This is a genomic window from Seongchinamella sediminis, assembly GCF_003457605.1.
GTDB lineage: Bacteria > Pseudomonadota > Gammaproteobacteria > Pseudomonadales > Halieaceae > Halioglobus > Halioglobus sediminis.
Genome location: NZ_QRAN01000017.1, coordinates 17559 through 31677, shown reverse-complemented (window position 1 = coordinate 31677; position 14119 = coordinate 17559). Strand labels below are relative to the sequence as shown.

The following is a 14119-nucleotide window of genomic DNA, read 5'->3' as shown; positions in this document are numbered from 1 at the left end:
GCCCGTGACCTGCTGGACGATCTATCTGCTGGAGTGTGCGGACGGCACACTCTACACCGGGGTCGCCAGGGATTTGCCGCGGCGACTGCGCCAGCACAACGGCGAGCTGAGCGGCGGCCCCAGGTATACCAGCGGCAGGCGCCCGGTTCGCCTGCTGTGGTCGGAATCCGCCGTTGACCGCAGCCTGGCCCAGGCCCGGGAGGCGGCCATCAAGAAACTCACCCGGGCGCAAAAACTTGCCCTGGCGGGAGCGAGCCCCGGTGAAGCGATTTAACACCCTGTTCCTGCACATTGGCCTGGGCAAGACCGGCACGACCTCCATACAGGGCGATGTACTCAGGCATGCCCGTTGGCTGGAATCAAGCTGCGACCTTCTTTACCCCACGGACTTTCCCCACGAGCGGCAATTCCGCGGCAATCACTCCCTGCCGCTGCGCATCATGTTCGCCAGCCAGGACGATGTGCGCCGGCGTCTCGCCGCTCGCGGCCTGGTCAGCGACGATGCCATCGCAAGCTACAACCGGCAGACCCGGGCCTGTCTCGATAAAAGCTTCGCCGCCAGCAATGCCAGCCGGTTGCTGTTGTCTGCGGAGGGTGTGGGGCATTTTTCCCGTCAGGATATGCAGCGCCTGGCACAGTGGCTGCAGGGCCGCTACCAGCTGGCATTAAAGGCGGACTACCGGGCGCCGGTGGAAGCGCATAACAGTTTCAGCGAGACCAGTATTGAAGCACTGGCCCTGCAACTGGCCGATCACGGGCGCTTTCGTTACCGGATGCTGGCACCGCTGCGCTGGGCGGCGCTGCGTGCCAGGAGGCTGTGGCGTAAACTGACCCCTTAGTGTGAACAGTCCTGGCTGGCCTCCAGTTCCTCGAGCTCTTCCTGCAGCTCAAGCCACTCCTGGTCGAGTTGCTCGGCACTGGTTTTCAGTTCGGCCTCCTGCCGGAGCAGGTCGGCAAGCTCGCTTTTGCGCGCATCGCTGTACAGCTCGGTGTCCGCCAGCTGCGCCTGGACGACCGGCAGCTCGCGCTCCAGTCTGGCCATCTCCCGCTCGGTTTTCTCCAGCTGCTTTTTCAGTGGCCGCAGGCGCTCGCGCCGGGCCGCCGCCTGCTGGCGTTTTTCCCTGCGCGAACTGTCGCTGGCCTCAGTGGCCTGCTCGCCGGGCCTGTCCGCCCGGAAGCTGGACAGTATCCACTTTTCGTAGCCCTCGAGGTCCTGCTGGTATTCGTCGACCCTGCCGTCGTGCACCAGCAACAGCTCTTCCACCGTGTTGCGCAGCATATGGCGGTCGTGGCTGACCAGGATCAACGCGCCCTCATAAGCCTGCAGTGCCAGCTCCATCGCGTGGCGCATTTCCAGGTCCAGGTGGTTGGTGGGTTCGTCCAGCACCAGCAGGTTGGGTTTCTGCCAGACCACCATGGCCAGCGCCAGGCGGGCTTTCTCGCCCCCGGAGAAGGGGCCGACGGGGCTGGTGGCCGCGTCGCCGCGAAAATTGAAACCGCCGAGGAAGTTGAGAATGTCCTGCTCCCGGGCCTGCGGGCTCAGACGCTGGATGTGCAGGTCGGGGCTGGCCGCCATATCCAGCGCTTCCAGCTGCTGCTGGTCGAAGTAGCCGATGCGGCAGTGTTCCCCGGCGCTGATGTCACCGGCCAGCAGCGGTAGCTGTCCCACCAGGGATTTCAGCAGGGTGGACTTGCCGGCGCCATTGCGGCCCAGCAGCCCGTAACGACTGCCGGGGCGCAGCACCAGGTCGACACCCTGCAGCACCGGCGACTGGCCGTAGCCCAGTGCCGCCTCGTCGAGGCGCAGCAGGGGGTCACTGGATTTCTCCGGAGGCAGAAAGCTGAAGTCGAAGGGCGAATCGATGTGCGCCGGCGCCAGGGTTTGCATGCGCTCCAGTTCCTTCAGTCGGCTTTGGGCCTGCCTGGCCTTGGTTGCCTTGTAGCGGAAACGGCGCACGAAGTCATCGATCTCGGCAATGCGGCGCTGCTGCTTCTCGAAGCTGGCCTGCTGGTTGGCCAGGCGCTCTGCCCGCTGGGCCTCAAACTGGGAGTAGTTGCCCTTGTAGGAAATAATCTGCTGGTGCTCGATGTGCAGGATTCGCTCGCAGGTGGCATCGATAAAGTCCCGGTCGTGGGAGATCATCAGCAGGGTGCCCGGGTATTGCTGCAGCCATTGCTGCAGCCAGAGGGTGGCGTCCAGGTCCAGGTGGTTGGTCGGCTCGTCCAGCAGCAACACGTCCGAGGGCGTCATCAGTGCCCGGGCGAGATTGAGGCGAATACGCCAGCCGCCGGAAAAATCACTCACTGGCCGTGTCGCCGCATTCTCGGCGAAGCCCAGGCCCTGCAGCAGCAGCTCGGCGCGCCGCGGCGCACTGTAACCGTCTATCGCTTCCAGCTCGCCGTGGATGGGGGCGGCTTCCTCGTAGGCCTCCCGGGCCTCCAGCGCGGCCAGCTGGTCCATCAACCCGGCCAGGTGGTCGTCACCGCGCCAGACATAGTCGGCCGCCGGCTGGTCGCTGGCGTGAACTTCCTGGGCCATGTGCGACAGGCGCAGATTGTTCATCCCCTGGATCTCGCCAGTGTCGGCCCCGAGGTCGCCCAGCAGCATGGCGAACAGGCTCGACTTGCCGCTGCCGTTGGCGCCGATCAGGGCCAGGTTCTGGCCGGGCTGGATGGTCAGCTGGGCATCCTGGAACAGCAGCTTGCTGCCCCGCCGGAGTTCGATGTCGCGTAAAATAATCATGAGGCGGCGAATTTTACGCTGGCGGCGGGGTCATAACCAGCGCTTCCGGTGTTGCCTGCCGGGGGTAGTAACCCCTCAAGACGAATAGTAAACTGTCGGGCCACTGCAACTCCCTCCAATCCCACGCTGACGACTGCTGGCGGATGCCCGGTCGGAACTGGCCGTTTTAGCGGGACAGGGCGGCTGCAGTCACAAGGGCGTTCCAGATGCCCCCGATAGTTTCAGATAATGGATGAATATATGAAGAAGTACGCACTGCCGCTTGCCCTGGCTGGCCTGGTCAGCCTGCAAGCCTGTAATGAACAGACTGCCAGCACCGAGACTGCCAGCACCGACACGGCCTCCGCGGCCGAAGTCACCCTGGAAAACACCGACCAGCGCCTGAGCTACGGCATCGCCTTTGGCCTTGGCCAGCGCATGGCCGCGGATGGTATGCCCATGGACATTGACGCTTTCGCCGCCGGTTTCCGTGACGGTGCCGAGGGTAAAGAAAGCCGGATGACCCAGGAAGAGATCCAGGCCGAGATGCAGGCCTACCAGGAAAAGATGATGGCCGAGCAACAGGCTGCCCAGGCTGCGCTGGGTGAGGCGAACCTTGCCGCCGCCACCACCTACCTGGAAGAAAACAAGGCTCGCGAAGGCGTTGTCGTCACTGAAAGCGGCCTGCAGTACGAGATTGTCGAAGCGGCAGAAGGCCCCAGGCCCGGCCCGGAAGATACCGTGGAAGTGCACTATCGCGGTACCCTGATAGACGGCACCGAATTCGACTCCTCCTACAAGCGCGGCGAGACTGTCACCTTTGGTGTGGGCCAGGTTATTCCCGGCTGGACCGAGGCGCTGCAGCTGATGCCGGTCGGCTCCAAGTGGAATCTCTACATTCCGCCGGAGCTGGGTTACGGTGCCGGTGGCGCGGGCCAGATGATCGGTCCCAATTCCGCGCTGATCTTTGAGGTCGAGCTGGTTTCCATTCCCAGCCAGGCAGAAGAAGACGCGGCGGAGTAAACGCTGTGTCCGGCGTCAGCCCTGCTGGCGCCGGTGACTGTTGTGGAGGCCGGCGATCAGCTGGTCCTCCAGCAGAAAGCGCGATTCCAGCACTTCCCCCAGGGCCGACAGGTCTCTTTTCAATTTTCCGCTGTCGCAGTTCGCCGAGGTGTACTTCTCCTCGTAGGCGAGGATGACTTCCGTGGTGTCGCCGATAGCGGGCATCAGTTTTTCCGCCAGGCTGCCGCTGCCGTCGCCGAAACTCTCGGCTTCTTCCAGCAGCTCGTGATACACCTCAAAATGACCCGCTGATACATAGTCCACCAGCAGCTCGCAGAGCAGGCGCTGGCGCTTGCCCAGGGCTTCCCGGTCCAGCAGGCCATCCATGCCGACAACGATTTCGGTGTACTTGCCCAGCACCTGGCGGCGCTCCTTGAGCCAGCGGGTCAGCAGGTCTTCGACCGCGTCAAACTGTTGCTGGGGATTCCTGTGGGGCATATCAGCTGTCCTGGGGGTAAGAACGGAAAGTCTGCCACAGGCAGATCAGGGTTGTAACCACAAACAGCAGCAGGGTCTGTTCCGGGATGGACAGACCCAGGAAGGTCCACTGGGTCTCGGCGCAGTTGCCGTCGCCCATCATCATGATGGAAAACGTCTCGCCCAGGGGCAGGGTTTCCAGCATGTACTGCAGACTGGGGCCGCAGGCCGGCACGTCCTCCGGCGGCAGGTACTGCAACCACACATGGCGCGCGGCAACGGCGCCGCCGGTAATGGCCGCCAGGCCGCAGAGGGCGCCGTAGACCCGGTTGCCCAGGCTGCGGGGGTTGTGGATGACCGCCAGCAGCGCGATCGCGCCCCAGGCCACCACGAAAACCCGCTGGGTCATGCACAGCGGGCAGGCCGCGAGGTTGAGGAAGCTTTCCAGGTAGATCATGGCAAAGGCCATGGAGACAACGGCCAGCCCGGCCAGTCCGGCGAAAACCAGGCGGGGAGAAAGGGTTTGCAGCATGCAGCGGGTTCCTTGCAGTGACGGGCGTGCCCCGGAGCGTTCAGGGCGGCTCAATTTCGATAGTCGCTAGCGATTTTAGTTCAACTCCTGCTTGAACCTGAAGCAGAACTCGACCACTTCCGGGTAAAACTCGCGAAACCCCAGTTCCAGCCGCTGGCGCACCGGTTCCAGCTGGTCCCCGGCCTGGAGGAAAGGGTTGCCGCGGCGGAACCGCTCGCCGATGCGGGCGGCGGTCGCGGGTATGGTTTCCCACTCGCCGTAACGGCCGAGCAGGTCATGCTGGCGCATGCGCGCGTACATGCGCTGCGCCGGCGGGCTCAGGTGGTGCCGGTTGCGCTGCAGGCTGGCATACACGCTGCGATGGAAGTCCGCCTGCTGCTGGTCGCTGTAGTCGGTCCAGTGGCGGCTCAGGTAGTGATCAAAGCTGAGATCGATAAGAATGCCGGCGTAGCGGCGCAGCGGGGCTGCAAACTCACGGCGCAGCTGGGCCATCAGCGGGTGCTGGTCAGTGAATGCGTCGATGGCCCGGTGCAGCCTGACACCCTGCTCAATGGCGTCGGGCAGGGCGCCATCCAGCGGGCCCTTGCGGTAGTCACCTTCCAGCGCGCCCACGACCAGGCCCTCCTGCGGCCAGGCGAGCTGGAAGTGGGCCAGATAATTCAAGGGCGCGGCAGGGTCTGGTACTGGTGGTAGAAGTTGGCCAGGTACTGCTCGAAGCTGATCTCCTCGGCCGCCTCCAGCTCGCGCTGGGCCTGCAGTGATTCCTTTGCCTGGCGAGCAAACCGTGCCGCGGTGTCCGGGGCCAGGGTCTGTTGCCGAAAATGCCCGGCCCAGCGCTCGCTGTAGGCCATGGCGAAGCGAAAGAAGGGCTGGCCCTGCTCGCGCATCTCGCGCAGTACCCGCGCCGAGGGCGTCAACTCGGCGTCGGCCACCTTGGCCGCCTGTTCGCGCAGGGATTCGCTGTAGGCACCGCCGCCGTGGGCCGCGTCCAGGGCCTCGGCAATCGGCCCCAGGTCCGCCAGCAGGTCGCCGGCCCAGTCGCTCAGCGTGCGCCCGCCGCCGTGGCAGCGCAGTTGCAGGCCCGGTTCGCGCCCGCGGTTGACTACCGCCGCCATGTTGGCCGCCATGCAATCCTGTTCCTGCTCGTCGCAGGGCGGGCTTTGCTCCAGAAGACAGTACAGCAGGAAGGTGTCGAGGAAGCGGATTTCCACCGCATCCAGGCCCAGCGGCGAGAACGGGCTGACATCCACGCAGCGCACCTCGATGTACTCGATGCCCCGTTCGGTGAGGGCGTGCAGCGGGGTCTCTCCGGAGCGGGTCACGCGCTTGGGGCGGATGGGGCTGTAGAACTCGTTTTCGATCTGCAGCAGCGAGTCATTGAGCTGCTGGTAGTTGCCGTCCTCACCGCTGCTGTAGCTGGCATAAGCGGGGTGGGGCTGCATGATGGCGCTGCGCAGGGTCTCGACATAGTTGGGCAGCGAGTTGTAGCAGATGCGGAGCCCCTTCTGAGCCTCGCTGTTGTACCCCAGGTCGCCCATGCGCAGGGCGGTGCCGTGGGGCAGGTACAGGCTGTGGCCATCGCCAAAGGGCTGCAGCCCGTGGTTGTCGCGATTGCGCAGGAAGCTGCCGCACACGGCGGGCGAGGCGCCAAACAGGTAGATCAGCAGCCACGAGTAGCGGCGGAAGTTGCGGATCAGGCCGAGGTAGCGCTCGCTGATGTAGTCCTGCAGCTCCCCCGGTTTGCCCGCCCCGGCCCAGGCCTGATCCCAGTAGGCCCGGGGCATGGAGAAATTGTAGTGAATGCCGGCAATGGTCTGCATGACCCGACCGTAGCGGTAGCCCAGTCCGTAGCGATAGACGGTCTTCATTTTTGCCACGTTCGAGCTGCCATAGCGGGCCACCGGGATATCCTCATCGTTGCCCAGCTGGCAGGGCATGGAGGTGCACCACAGCAATTCATCGGCGAGCTGGCTGTAGACATAGGTATGAATATCCTCCAGCGTCGCCAGACTGGCCTCGATACTGGTGCTGACCGGGGTGATGAACTCCAGCAGTGCTTCCGAGTAGTCGGTGGTGATGGAATCGTGGGTCAGCGCCGATCCCAGGCCCGGGGGATGCGGCGTTTGCGCCAGCAAGCCTTCAGGGGTGATGCGCAGGCTTTCTTTTTCGATACCACGGCCGATGTCGCGCAACAGCTGCTGCTGGTGGGGGCCGCGCAGGGACTCCAGTTGTTGTAACAGGTGGGAAGCCAAGTAGCGCTCCTTGTCGGTGGCGAAGTAGAAGAGGAGGTGCGATCTCCCGGGCTTTCCGGGAGCCGGCCCAAGTTTAGCCGCACAGTACCTGTGAGTACAGGTATCTCCGCCCGTGCTCAGGGCACCCGCGGCTGCCAGCTACCCGCCGCTTCGGCGGCGATGACCGCGCGCCGGGGAGCCGGGTAGCCCTCGACCGTGCGGCTCGGGTTAGCGGGATCGAGGAAATTGGCCAGCGAGTGGAAGGTCATCCACGGGGTGGCCCGCTGCTCGTCGGGGGTGGTGGTCGCCACATCCAGCACTCGCGGCCGCTCGAAGCCGGTTTTGCGCAGCCAGCCCAGCAGGGTGTCACAGCTGGGCAGGAACCAGACATTGCCCATGCGCGCATAGCGCCCCTCGGGTACCAGGGTGGCGCCCACTCCCCCCTCGATCACCAGGGTTTCCAGTACCAGCTGGCCCCCGGGGCGCAGGCAGTCGCGCAGTTCCAGCAGGTGGTCCATGGGCGAGCGCCGGTGATAGAGCACGCCCATGGAAAAAACGGTGTCGAAGGCCTGCAGTTTTGCCGGCACCTGTTCAATGCCGGCGGGGATAACCCAGGCCTCGGGCCGTTGCAGGTACTTCTGCAGGGCCCAGAACTGGACCACGAACAGGGGCGTGGGGTCGATGCCGATGACTTCCGCCGCGCCGGCGCCGAGCATGCGCCAGCAGTGATAGCCGCTGCCACAGCCGACGTCCAGTACCCGCCGGCCCGAGAGCGGCGCGATGCCGGCCTGCAGCCGCTGCCATTTCCAGTCGGAACGCCATTCGGTATCGATATGAACGCCAAATAATTCGAATGGCCCCTTGCGCCAGGGGTGCAGCCCCATCAGGCTTTGTTCGAGCGCGGCCCGGGTGTGGGGCGGCAGCGGCTGGTGGCCGCCGGCGCCGACCCGGGGGCGGTCGAGGGTGCAGTAGTCCGGGGCAATGTCCGGTAGCGAGTCCAGCACCGCCAGCCAGCGGGCCAGGTCACCGTAACGCTGGTGCGACAGCCCCTGCGCCAGCTGTTGCGGCAGCCGTTGCGCCCAGCGGTCCAGCTCGGTGTCGCGCCAGCGATCGATCAGCGGCTGGTAATCCATCACTTCAGGGCCACCAGGGAAGCGAAGTTGAAGCACTGGAACCAGACATCGCAGGAACTGAATCCGGCAGTGGCGATGCGCTGCTTGTGGGTGGTCAGGGTCTCCGGCAACAGCACGTTTTCGATTGCCGCCCGCTTGCGGGCAATTTCCAGTTCGCTGTAGCCGTTGGCGCGTTTGAACTCGTGGTGCAGGTCGATATTGAGTGCATCCAGGTGCGGGTCCTCGAAGCTCAGTTTTTCCGACAGCAGCATGATGCCCCCGGGGCGCAGGCCGGAATAAATACGCTGGATGACCTCGTCGCGAAGCGCCACGGGGATAAACTGCAGGGTGAAATTGAGCACCACCACCGAGGCATCCTCGATGGCCACGTCTTCCAGGTTCGCGCAGATCAGCTCCACCGGGGTGTCGTGGGTATCGGTGTCGATAATGCTGCGACATCGCTCCAGCATGGCCCGGGAGTTGTCCACGCCGACGATACGGCAGTTGTCACTGCGCAGATTCTGGCGCATGGCGAGGGTGGATGCACCCAGCGAGCAGCCGAGATCGTACAGCCGGCTGCCGGGACTGGCGTAGCGCTGGGCAATGAGGCCGGTCATGGCAACGATGGTGGTGTAGCCTGGTACCGAGCGCTTGATCATGTCCGGGAAAACCCGGGCCACGTTGTCATCGAAGGCGAACAGCCCCGCCTCCCGCAGGGGGTCAGCGTAAATTGTGTCTTTGTTATCGCTCATAGGGGCGGGATTCTAGCATGAAATGTTAAACCAATCGGCGCCATCGGCCCTGTTTCTCTGCCGGGAAAGCCTCCACAATAGGCCAATAACGCTAGCGCCCGCAGGTAAATACTATGAGCACTGTCGCCACCCGGTTCGTCCCCGACCTCCGTCCTCCCAGGCTGCGCCACAGCATCACTGAGCTGGGCCGGGTAGCCCTGGAAGCGGGAGCCTCGGCCCTCTGCAAGCGGGTGTTCAGAACCCTGCCCAGTGGCGATGGCCACACGGTGATGACGATTCCCGGCTTTATGGGCGCCGACGGCTCAACCGCCATGCTGCGCAGCTTTCTCAATGAGCGCGGCTACCGGGCGATACCCTGGGGCTTTGGCCGCAACGCCAGTGAGGCCAGCGCCAGCAGTATCGATGAGTTCATGCAGCACCGGGCACAGATCGAAGAAAGGATCGCCGACCGTATCGCCCACGAGTTCATGACCAGCGGGCAAAAGCTGACCCTGATTGGCTGGAGCCTCGGCGGCCTGTACGCAGTCGCCCTGGCGCACCGCTATCCACAGTGGATTCGCCAGGTCATTACCCTGGGCACGCCCTTCGGCGACCCCCGCGGGACGGCACTTTACAGTGTGATGTCACGCGTCAACCAGCAGCCGCCGGGTGGCGAGTCGGAAGAGGCGCTGCGACGCTGGGTCGATTACACCTACAGCGGCGGTGAATTGCGCGTGCCGGTACTGACCCTGTACAGCGAGTCGGACGGTATTGTCGGCAAGGGCATTGCGCGCTGTGAGGGCGACCCCCGCTACGTAACCAATATGGCGGTGGTGGCCAGCCACGTGGGCTTTCCCTTCAATCCGGTGGTATTCGCGGTAATTGCCAACCACCTGGTGGCGCCGGAGCGGCGCTGGCGGATTTGCCAGAGCCGGCGCATTGGTGTGCTGGCCAGGGTAGCCGACTGAGCCCCTTGTTGCGGGCAGGGGAGTACCCGGGCGGGCCAGCCGCAGGGAAGTGGTTAGCGCGCCCTAGTTGGCGCTGCGAACCAGATAGGAGTCCTCGGCGCCGAACTGGCGACCCACAGGCACGCGCTGGTCAAAGCGGGCGAAATGGCCGCCGCTGGGTGCGTCATTGGCCTGGGAGTTGTGGCGGGCAAACTTGATGCTGGAGAGAAACTCCACCAGGCTCACTTTGCCTTCATCTATCCTTTTCATGTTCTCTTGCCGGTAATTGGATTTACACAGTTCCATTGTAGGACCCCTGAAACGCCTTTGGGCGTAAAAAATGCCGCAAATTTGTGTGAAAAATGACCTGCAAGGCTATAATGCCGGGCCTTCGCAGACCAGGATTTGCCTCGCCATGAAGCCCGAACAGTACCCCCGGCAACCCGCCCATATCTGGGAGCACTTTTACCAGTTCACCCAGATCCCCCGCCCTTCCGCCCGGGAGGCGGCGGTGCGCCAGTATGTGATCGACCTGGCGGAGCAGGCCGGTCACCGGCACCAGCTGGATACCGCGGGCAACCTGGTGATTTATGTGTCGGCCAGCCCCGGCAGGGAGGACAGTCCCACCGTCATTATCCAGAATCACCTCGACATGGTTACGGTGAAAACCGCCGACCGCGAGCACGACTTCGACACCGATCCGCTACGGCTGCAGGTGGAGGATGGCTGGCTGGGCGCCGACCGCACCACCCTGGGGGCCGATAACGGCATTGGTTGCGCTGCCGCCATCGCGGTGATGACCGACCCCGAGGTGAGCCATCCGGCGCTGGAACTGCTGTTCACCGTGGAAGAGGAAACCGGGCTGGGCGGGGCCCTGAACCTCGATCCAGCGCTGCTCAGCGGGACCGTGATGCTCAACCTGGATACCGAGGACTGGAACGAACTTTACATCGGCTGCGCCGGCGGCGCCGGCTGGCAGTTCTCCCGCAGTTTTTCCCGGGAGCCGGTGGCGGCCAGTGCCGACTGCTGGCAACTGACCCTGCGCGGGCTGGCGGGCGGTCATTCCGGCGTGCAGATACACGAGCAGCTGGCCAATGCGGGCAAGCTGCTGGCCGAGGCCCTGCGCGGCGTGCCCGGCCTGCGCCTGGCCGGCATCGACGTCGGTATCGCCCACAACGTGATCCCCCGGGAGGGCACGGTCAGCTTCTGCTGTGAGCCGGGCTCGGAGGCCGGTATCCGCCAGCGCATCGACAGGCTGCGCCAGCAGTGGCTGGCCTACCTGCCGCCGGCGGACCATGGCGTGGAACTGGAGCTTGCGGCGGCCCGCCTCGACACGGCCCTGGACCCGGTGGATTCGCTGCGTGTGCTTGACCTGGTCTCCCTGTTTCCCCACGGCGCCCAGGCCTACAGTCTGGAACAGCCGGCGGACCTGGTCGACCTGAGCATTAACCTGGCGGTGGTGCGCCTGGACGGGGGCGAGCTGTTCATTGAGTCAAGCTACCGTTTCTTCAACCCGGACCAGTCGCTACCGTTGCAGCATTCGGTGCTGGCGCTCGCCCGCGCCTACGACCTGGAAGTCAGCAGCAATGCCGGCTACCCCGGCTGGCAGCCGGACTTCAGCAGCCCCCTGCTGGAGCAGGGCTGCGAGTTGCACCAGCGCATGTTCGGCGAGCGGCCGGCGATCAAGGCCATTCATGCCGGCCTCGAGTGCGGTATTCTCAAGAGCAAGAAGCCTGACGTGGACATACTCTCCTTCGGTCCCACGATCCGCGGCGCCCATTCGCCGAGCGAACGCCTGCGCATAGACACCGTCGAACCTTTCTGGCAATTCCTCAAGCAATTGCTGGCCGAACTCTAAGCCGAGGACCAACTCATGCTGGATCAACTGCAACGCCTGTCCGCCGACCCCATCCTCGGGCTCGCCGCTGTCGCCCGTGCCGATGACAATCCCGACAAGGTGGACCTGACCCTCGGGATCTATATGAACGAGGAGGGTGTTTGCCCGGTGTTCAGGGCGGTGACCGAAGCCCAGGCGGCGCTGGCGGCTGCGGAAGTCAGCAAGGCCTACCTGCCCCCCGAGGGGGTAGCCGGGTTCAACCCGGGCATGCAGGCCCTGGTGCTGGGTGCCGGGCATTCCGCCCTGGTGGAGGGACGGGTCTGCAGTGTGCAGGCGCCCGGCGGCTGTGGCGCGCTGCGCATTGGCGCCGAGATTATTCACGCCGCGGCGCCGGACGCCAGGGTCTGGGTCAGTGATCCCACCTGGCCGGTACACCTGCCCCTGCTAGGCAGTGTCGGCCTGAGTTTCGAGACCTATCGCTACTACGACCCGGCCAGCCACGGGGTCGACTTCGACGGCATGGTGGAGGACCTCAAGCGGGCGCGCCCCGGCGATGTGGTGCTGCTGCACGGCTGCTGTCACAATCCCTGCGGCGCCGACCTGTCGCTGGCGCAGTGGCAGGTGATTGCCGACATGGCCCTGGCCCAGGGTTTCATGCCGTTTATCGACATCGCCTACCAGGGTCTGGGCGACGGCCTGGAAGAGGACGCAGCCGGCCTGCGCCTGCTCGCCGCGCAGCTGCCGGAAATGGTTATTGCCGCCTCCTGCTCGAAGAACATGGGACTGTACCGCGAGCGCACCGGCGCCACCCTGTTCCTGGGCAGGACCCGGGACAGCGCCGAGGCCCTGGTAAGCCAGGCCCTGGTCGCCGCCCGCAGGGTGTACTCAATGCCGCCGGCCCACGGCGCCCTGATAGCCGCCCGTATTCTCAACGATGCCGCCCTGGGCGAGGCCTGGCGCAGTGAACTGCTGGCCATGTGCGGCCGGATCAACCGCCTGCGCAGCAGCCTGCGGGAAAAACTGGAAGCGGCCAGTGGTCGCGACTTCGCCTTTATCGAGCGGGAAAAGGGCATGTTCTCGTTCCTCGGCCTGAGCACCGAGCAGGCGATCCGCCTGCGGCAGGAGCACTCGGTGTATATGCTGGATTCCTCGCGCATCAACGTGGCGGGGGTGAATGCGCGCAATATTGATTATCTCGCCAGTGCGGTGGCCAAAGTGTTGTAACTGACGCCAGGGGGGCGATGCAATTGGGTTAGCCGGTGAAGTTGGGATGACGAAGGCTAACTGTGATAACTCAGAGCCGATCTGACAAACAGTGTCAGAGCGTATCGGGCATTTATGTCCGCTTCCACCTCGATAGAGACAGTATGCAGTCGTTATTCAGGCTGTTTTCGAGGTCCGCTATTGGCCCCATTGCTGCCCCTTGGGATTGTGTCAGATTGAGGGCAGATAACGTCCACAACGCTTCCGCTCATATTGAAAAGGAATTTCGATGCTCACTGGCTTAGTCAAAATAGCTGTTATGTGTATCTCAGGCTTCAGCTAGGCCGAGGTGTTTTACAAAGGGACTGAAATCTTTGTCTGAGAAGAGAAGAGGGAGTTTCTGTTCAATGCAAAATGTCGCAATAATCACGTCCGCAGTTTTGCGTACTGTAATGCCTTTCTTTCTGAGCGCTCTAAAATTATTGGCGCTCTTTATCGCCATGTGGGTGCCGAGCATTTCGAAGATGGTCACGTCTTCGAAAAGCTTTCGGGCAACTTTATAGTCCTTATCATGCCTAAAGCCCTGCAAAACTTCTGTCAGAATCAAATCGCCAATAGCCACAGGTTTAGTGCCAAGCGTATCTTCAAGCCTCTCAGTTTGGGGCGTGTCTGCCCCAGAGAAATAATCAATCCATACGCTAGAGTCGACTATGATCATGAGTTGGTTCGCATATCATCCAGGTCACCTGTCCATTGCAACTTACCCCGGAATTTCTTTATATTTTCCTGTTTATTCAATCTAATCAGAGTCTTAAGTCCAAGTTCAACGGCATCTTTCTTGGTTTTGAGGCCTGTCGCTTTCAAAACCTCGCTCATTAGCTGGTCATCAATCTCTATATTGGTTCGCATCTTTGGGCACTCCATACGCGATAACAACATGTGTATAGAGTATCGTCAATATACACATAACAAGTCAAGGCGCTCGGGCGCCAAAACCTCTGCGCGGTTTCGCCGCCGGTGCTTGAGGTGTTAATGTACGCAAAATAACCTGCCAGGCGAAGCTATGTACCTGCAGCATCGAGAGGGAATTCGGTTCATGCCAGCATCTATTCCGGGCACAGCAACCACTGAACTGGCCACTCAGGCAGCAGACCCTGTCCGTCCACGTTTCTGCGGAAACGTTTCGCCTATCCACGCTGGGCGCAAACTAACAAGTTGCGCCAATTCGCCCCTGGCGGGGCTGGAGGCTGCCGCGCGTCCGCTGCCACAGGCGTTAATGACAGGCAGCTTCTGGCAGCCCCAAACCGGACCTCGAATACAGCCTG

General features: G+C 63.3%; 16 protein-coding genes. 6 read left to right on the top strand and 10 right to left on the bottom strand.

Going from position 1 to position 14119, the window contains the following annotated elements; genetic code table 11:
• Positions 1-4 precede the first annotated feature (4 nt).
• Both DWB85_RS14715 and DWB85_RS14710 read left to right on the top strand, forming a co-directional pair.
• Entirely contained in the window at positions 5-274 is a 270-nt protein-coding gene (locus tag DWB85_RS14715) for a GIY-YIG nuclease family protein (RefSeq protein ID WP_239017342.1), read from the top strand.
• Complete coding sequence (locus DWB85_RS14710; RefSeq protein ID WP_117956147.1) at positions 261-839, top strand: hypothetical protein; 579 nt, start codon at positions 261-263, stop codon at positions 837-839. Before DWB85_RS14715 ends, DWB85_RS14710 begins: the two co-directional genes overlap by 14 nt.
• On the opposite strand, the gene DWB85_RS14705 is transcribed toward DWB85_RS14710, so the two are convergent.
• Entirely contained in the window at positions 836-2743 is a 1908-nt protein-coding gene (locus DWB85_RS14705) for an ABC-F family ATP-binding cassette domain-containing protein (protein ID WP_117956144.1), read from the bottom strand. The two genes, DWB85_RS14710 and DWB85_RS14705, sit on opposite strands and share 4 nt — an antisense overlap.
• 240 nt (positions 2744-2983) lie before the next feature.
• On the opposite strand from DWB85_RS14705, the gene DWB85_RS14700 reads away from it, so the two are divergent.
• Positions 2984-3745, top strand: a complete 762-nt coding sequence (locus tag DWB85_RS14700) for a BamJ family beta-barrel-assembly machinery protein (protein ID WP_162846144.1) — start codon at positions 2984-2986, stop codon at positions 3743-3745.
• A gap of 15 nt (positions 3746-3760) precedes the next feature.
• Here DWB85_RS14700 and DWB85_RS14695 read toward each other — a convergent pair whose 3' ends face one another.
• The 6 genes from DWB85_RS14695 to cmoA all read right to left on the bottom strand — a co-directional run bounded on the left by DWB85_RS14695 (position 3761) and on the right by cmoA (position 8828).
• Positions 3761-4222, bottom strand: a complete 462-nt coding sequence (locus tag DWB85_RS14695) for a sigma D regulator (RefSeq protein WP_117956140.1) — start codon at positions 4220-4222, stop codon at positions 3761-3763.
• 1 nt (position 4223) lies between these two features.
• Positions 4224-4733, bottom strand: a complete 510-nt coding sequence (locus tag DWB85_RS14690; RefSeq protein ID WP_117956137.1) for a disulfide bond formation protein B — start codon at positions 4731-4733, stop codon at positions 4224-4226.
• Positions 4734-4808: 75 nt separating this feature from the next.
• Entirely contained in the window at positions 4809-5396 is a 588-nt protein-coding gene (locus DWB85_RS14685; RefSeq protein WP_117956135.1) for an acyl carrier protein phosphodiesterase, read from the bottom strand.
• Positions 5393-6985 (bottom strand): glutamate--cysteine ligase, encoded by a 1593-nt coding sequence (gene gshA, locus DWB85_RS14680; RefSeq protein ID WP_239017341.1) that lies wholly within the window; start codon positions 6983-6985, stop codon positions 5393-5395. The genes DWB85_RS14685 and gshA overlap by 4 nt, the downstream gene beginning before the upstream one ends.
• Positions 6986-7101: 116 nt before the next feature.
• Positions 7102-8097 (bottom strand): tRNA 5-methoxyuridine(34)/uridine 5-oxyacetic acid(34) synthase CmoB, encoded by a 996-nt coding sequence (cmoB, locus tag DWB85_RS14675; RefSeq protein ID WP_117956133.1) that lies wholly within the window; start codon positions 8095-8097, stop codon positions 7102-7104.
• On the bottom strand, positions 8097-8828 hold the full coding sequence (gene cmoA / locus DWB85_RS14670) for a carboxy-S-adenosyl-L-methionine synthase CmoA (RefSeq protein ID WP_117956131.1): 732 nt from the start codon (positions 8826-8828) through the stop codon (positions 8097-8099). The genes cmoB and cmoA overlap by 1 nt, the downstream gene beginning before the upstream one ends.
• Positions 8829-8941: 113 nt before the next feature.
• On the opposite strand from cmoA, the gene DWB85_RS14665 reads away from it, so the two are divergent.
• On the top strand, positions 8942-9775 hold the full coding sequence (locus tag DWB85_RS14665) for an esterase/lipase family protein (protein WP_117956129.1): 834 nt from the start codon (positions 8942-8944) through the stop codon (positions 9773-9775).
• Between the two features lie 63 nt (positions 9776-9838).
• Here the strand turns inward: DWB85_RS14665 and DWB85_RS14660 are convergent, their stop codons facing one another.
• A complete protein-coding gene (locus DWB85_RS14660) occupies positions 9839-10024 on the bottom strand; it encodes a hypothetical protein (RefSeq protein WP_133300631.1) in 186 nt (61 codons plus the stop codon).
• Between the two features lie 145 nt (positions 10025-10169).
• Between DWB85_RS14660 and pepD the strand changes: the two genes are divergently transcribed.
• The gene (gene pepD / locus DWB85_RS14655) at positions 10170-11612 is read left to right on the top strand and encodes a beta-Ala-His dipeptidase (RefSeq protein ID WP_117956125.1); all 1443 of its coding nucleotides are present in this window, start codon (positions 10170-10172) and stop codon (positions 11610-11612) included.
• A gap of 15 nt (positions 11613-11627) precedes the next feature.
• Entirely contained in the window at positions 11628-12815 is a 1188-nt protein-coding gene (locus DWB85_RS14650; protein WP_117956123.1) for an amino acid aminotransferase, read from the top strand.
• A gap of 307 nt (positions 12816-13122) precedes the next feature.
• On the opposite strand, the gene vapC is transcribed toward DWB85_RS14650, so the two are convergent.
• Both vapC and DWB85_RS14640 read right to left on the bottom strand, forming a co-directional pair.
• Entirely contained in the window at positions 13123-13512 is a 390-nt protein-coding gene (vapC, locus tag DWB85_RS14645) for a type II toxin-antitoxin system VapC family toxin (protein WP_117956121.1), read from the bottom strand.
• Positions 13509-13703, bottom strand: a complete 195-nt coding sequence (locus DWB85_RS14640; protein WP_117956119.1) for a type II toxin-antitoxin system VapB family antitoxin — start codon at positions 13701-13703, stop codon at positions 13509-13511. Before DWB85_RS14640 ends, vapC begins: the two co-directional genes overlap by 4 nt.
• Positions 13704-14119: the final 416 nt, after the last annotated feature.

Bases quoted from the DNA above. Each gene is read 5' to 3' on its own strand.
- DWB85_RS14705 (WP_117956144.1), bottom strand. From the start codon at position 2,743: ATGATTATTTTACGCGACATCGAACTCCGGCGGGGCAGCAAGCTGCTG.
- DWB85_RS14700 (WP_162846144.1), top strand. From the start codon at position 2,984: ATGAAGAAGTACGCACTGCCGCTTGCCCTGGCTGGCCTGGTCAGCCTG.
- DWB85_RS14695 (WP_117956140.1), bottom strand. From the start codon at position 4,222: ATGCCCCACAGGAATCCCCAGCAACAGTTTGACGCGGTCGAAGACCTG.
- DWB85_RS14690 (WP_117956137.1), bottom strand. From the start codon at position 4,733: ATGCTGCAAACCCTTTCTCCCCGCCTGGTTTTCGCCGGACTGGCCGGG.
- cmoB (WP_117956133.1), bottom strand. From the start codon at position 8,097: ATGGATTACCAGCCGCTGATCGATCGCTGGCGCGACACCGAGCTGGAC.
- cmoA (WP_117956131.1), bottom strand. From the start codon at position 8,828: ATGAGCGATAACAAAGACACAATTTACGCTGACCCCCTGCGGGAGGCG.
- DWB85_RS14665 (WP_117956129.1), top strand. From the start codon at position 8,942: ATGAGCACTGTCGCCACCCGGTTCGTCCCCGACCTCCGTCCTCCCAGG.
- DWB85_RS14660 (WP_133300631.1), bottom strand. From the start codon at position 10,024: ATGAAAAGGATAGATGAAGGCAAAGTGAGCCTGGTGGAGTTTCTCTCC.
- pepD (WP_117956125.1), top strand. From the start codon at position 10,170: ATGAAGCCCGAACAGTACCCCCGGCAACCCGCCCATATCTGGGAGCAC.
- DWB85_RS14650 (WP_117956123.1), top strand. From the start codon at position 11,628: ATGCTGGATCAACTGCAACGCCTGTCCGCCGACCCCATCCTCGGGCTC.
- vapC (WP_117956121.1), bottom strand. From the start codon at position 13,512: ATGATCATAGTCGACTCTAGCGTATGGATTGATTATTTCTCTGGGGCA.
- DWB85_RS14640 (WP_117956119.1), bottom strand. From the start codon at position 13,703: ATGCGAACCAATATAGAGATTGATGACCAGCTAATGAGCGAGGTTTTG.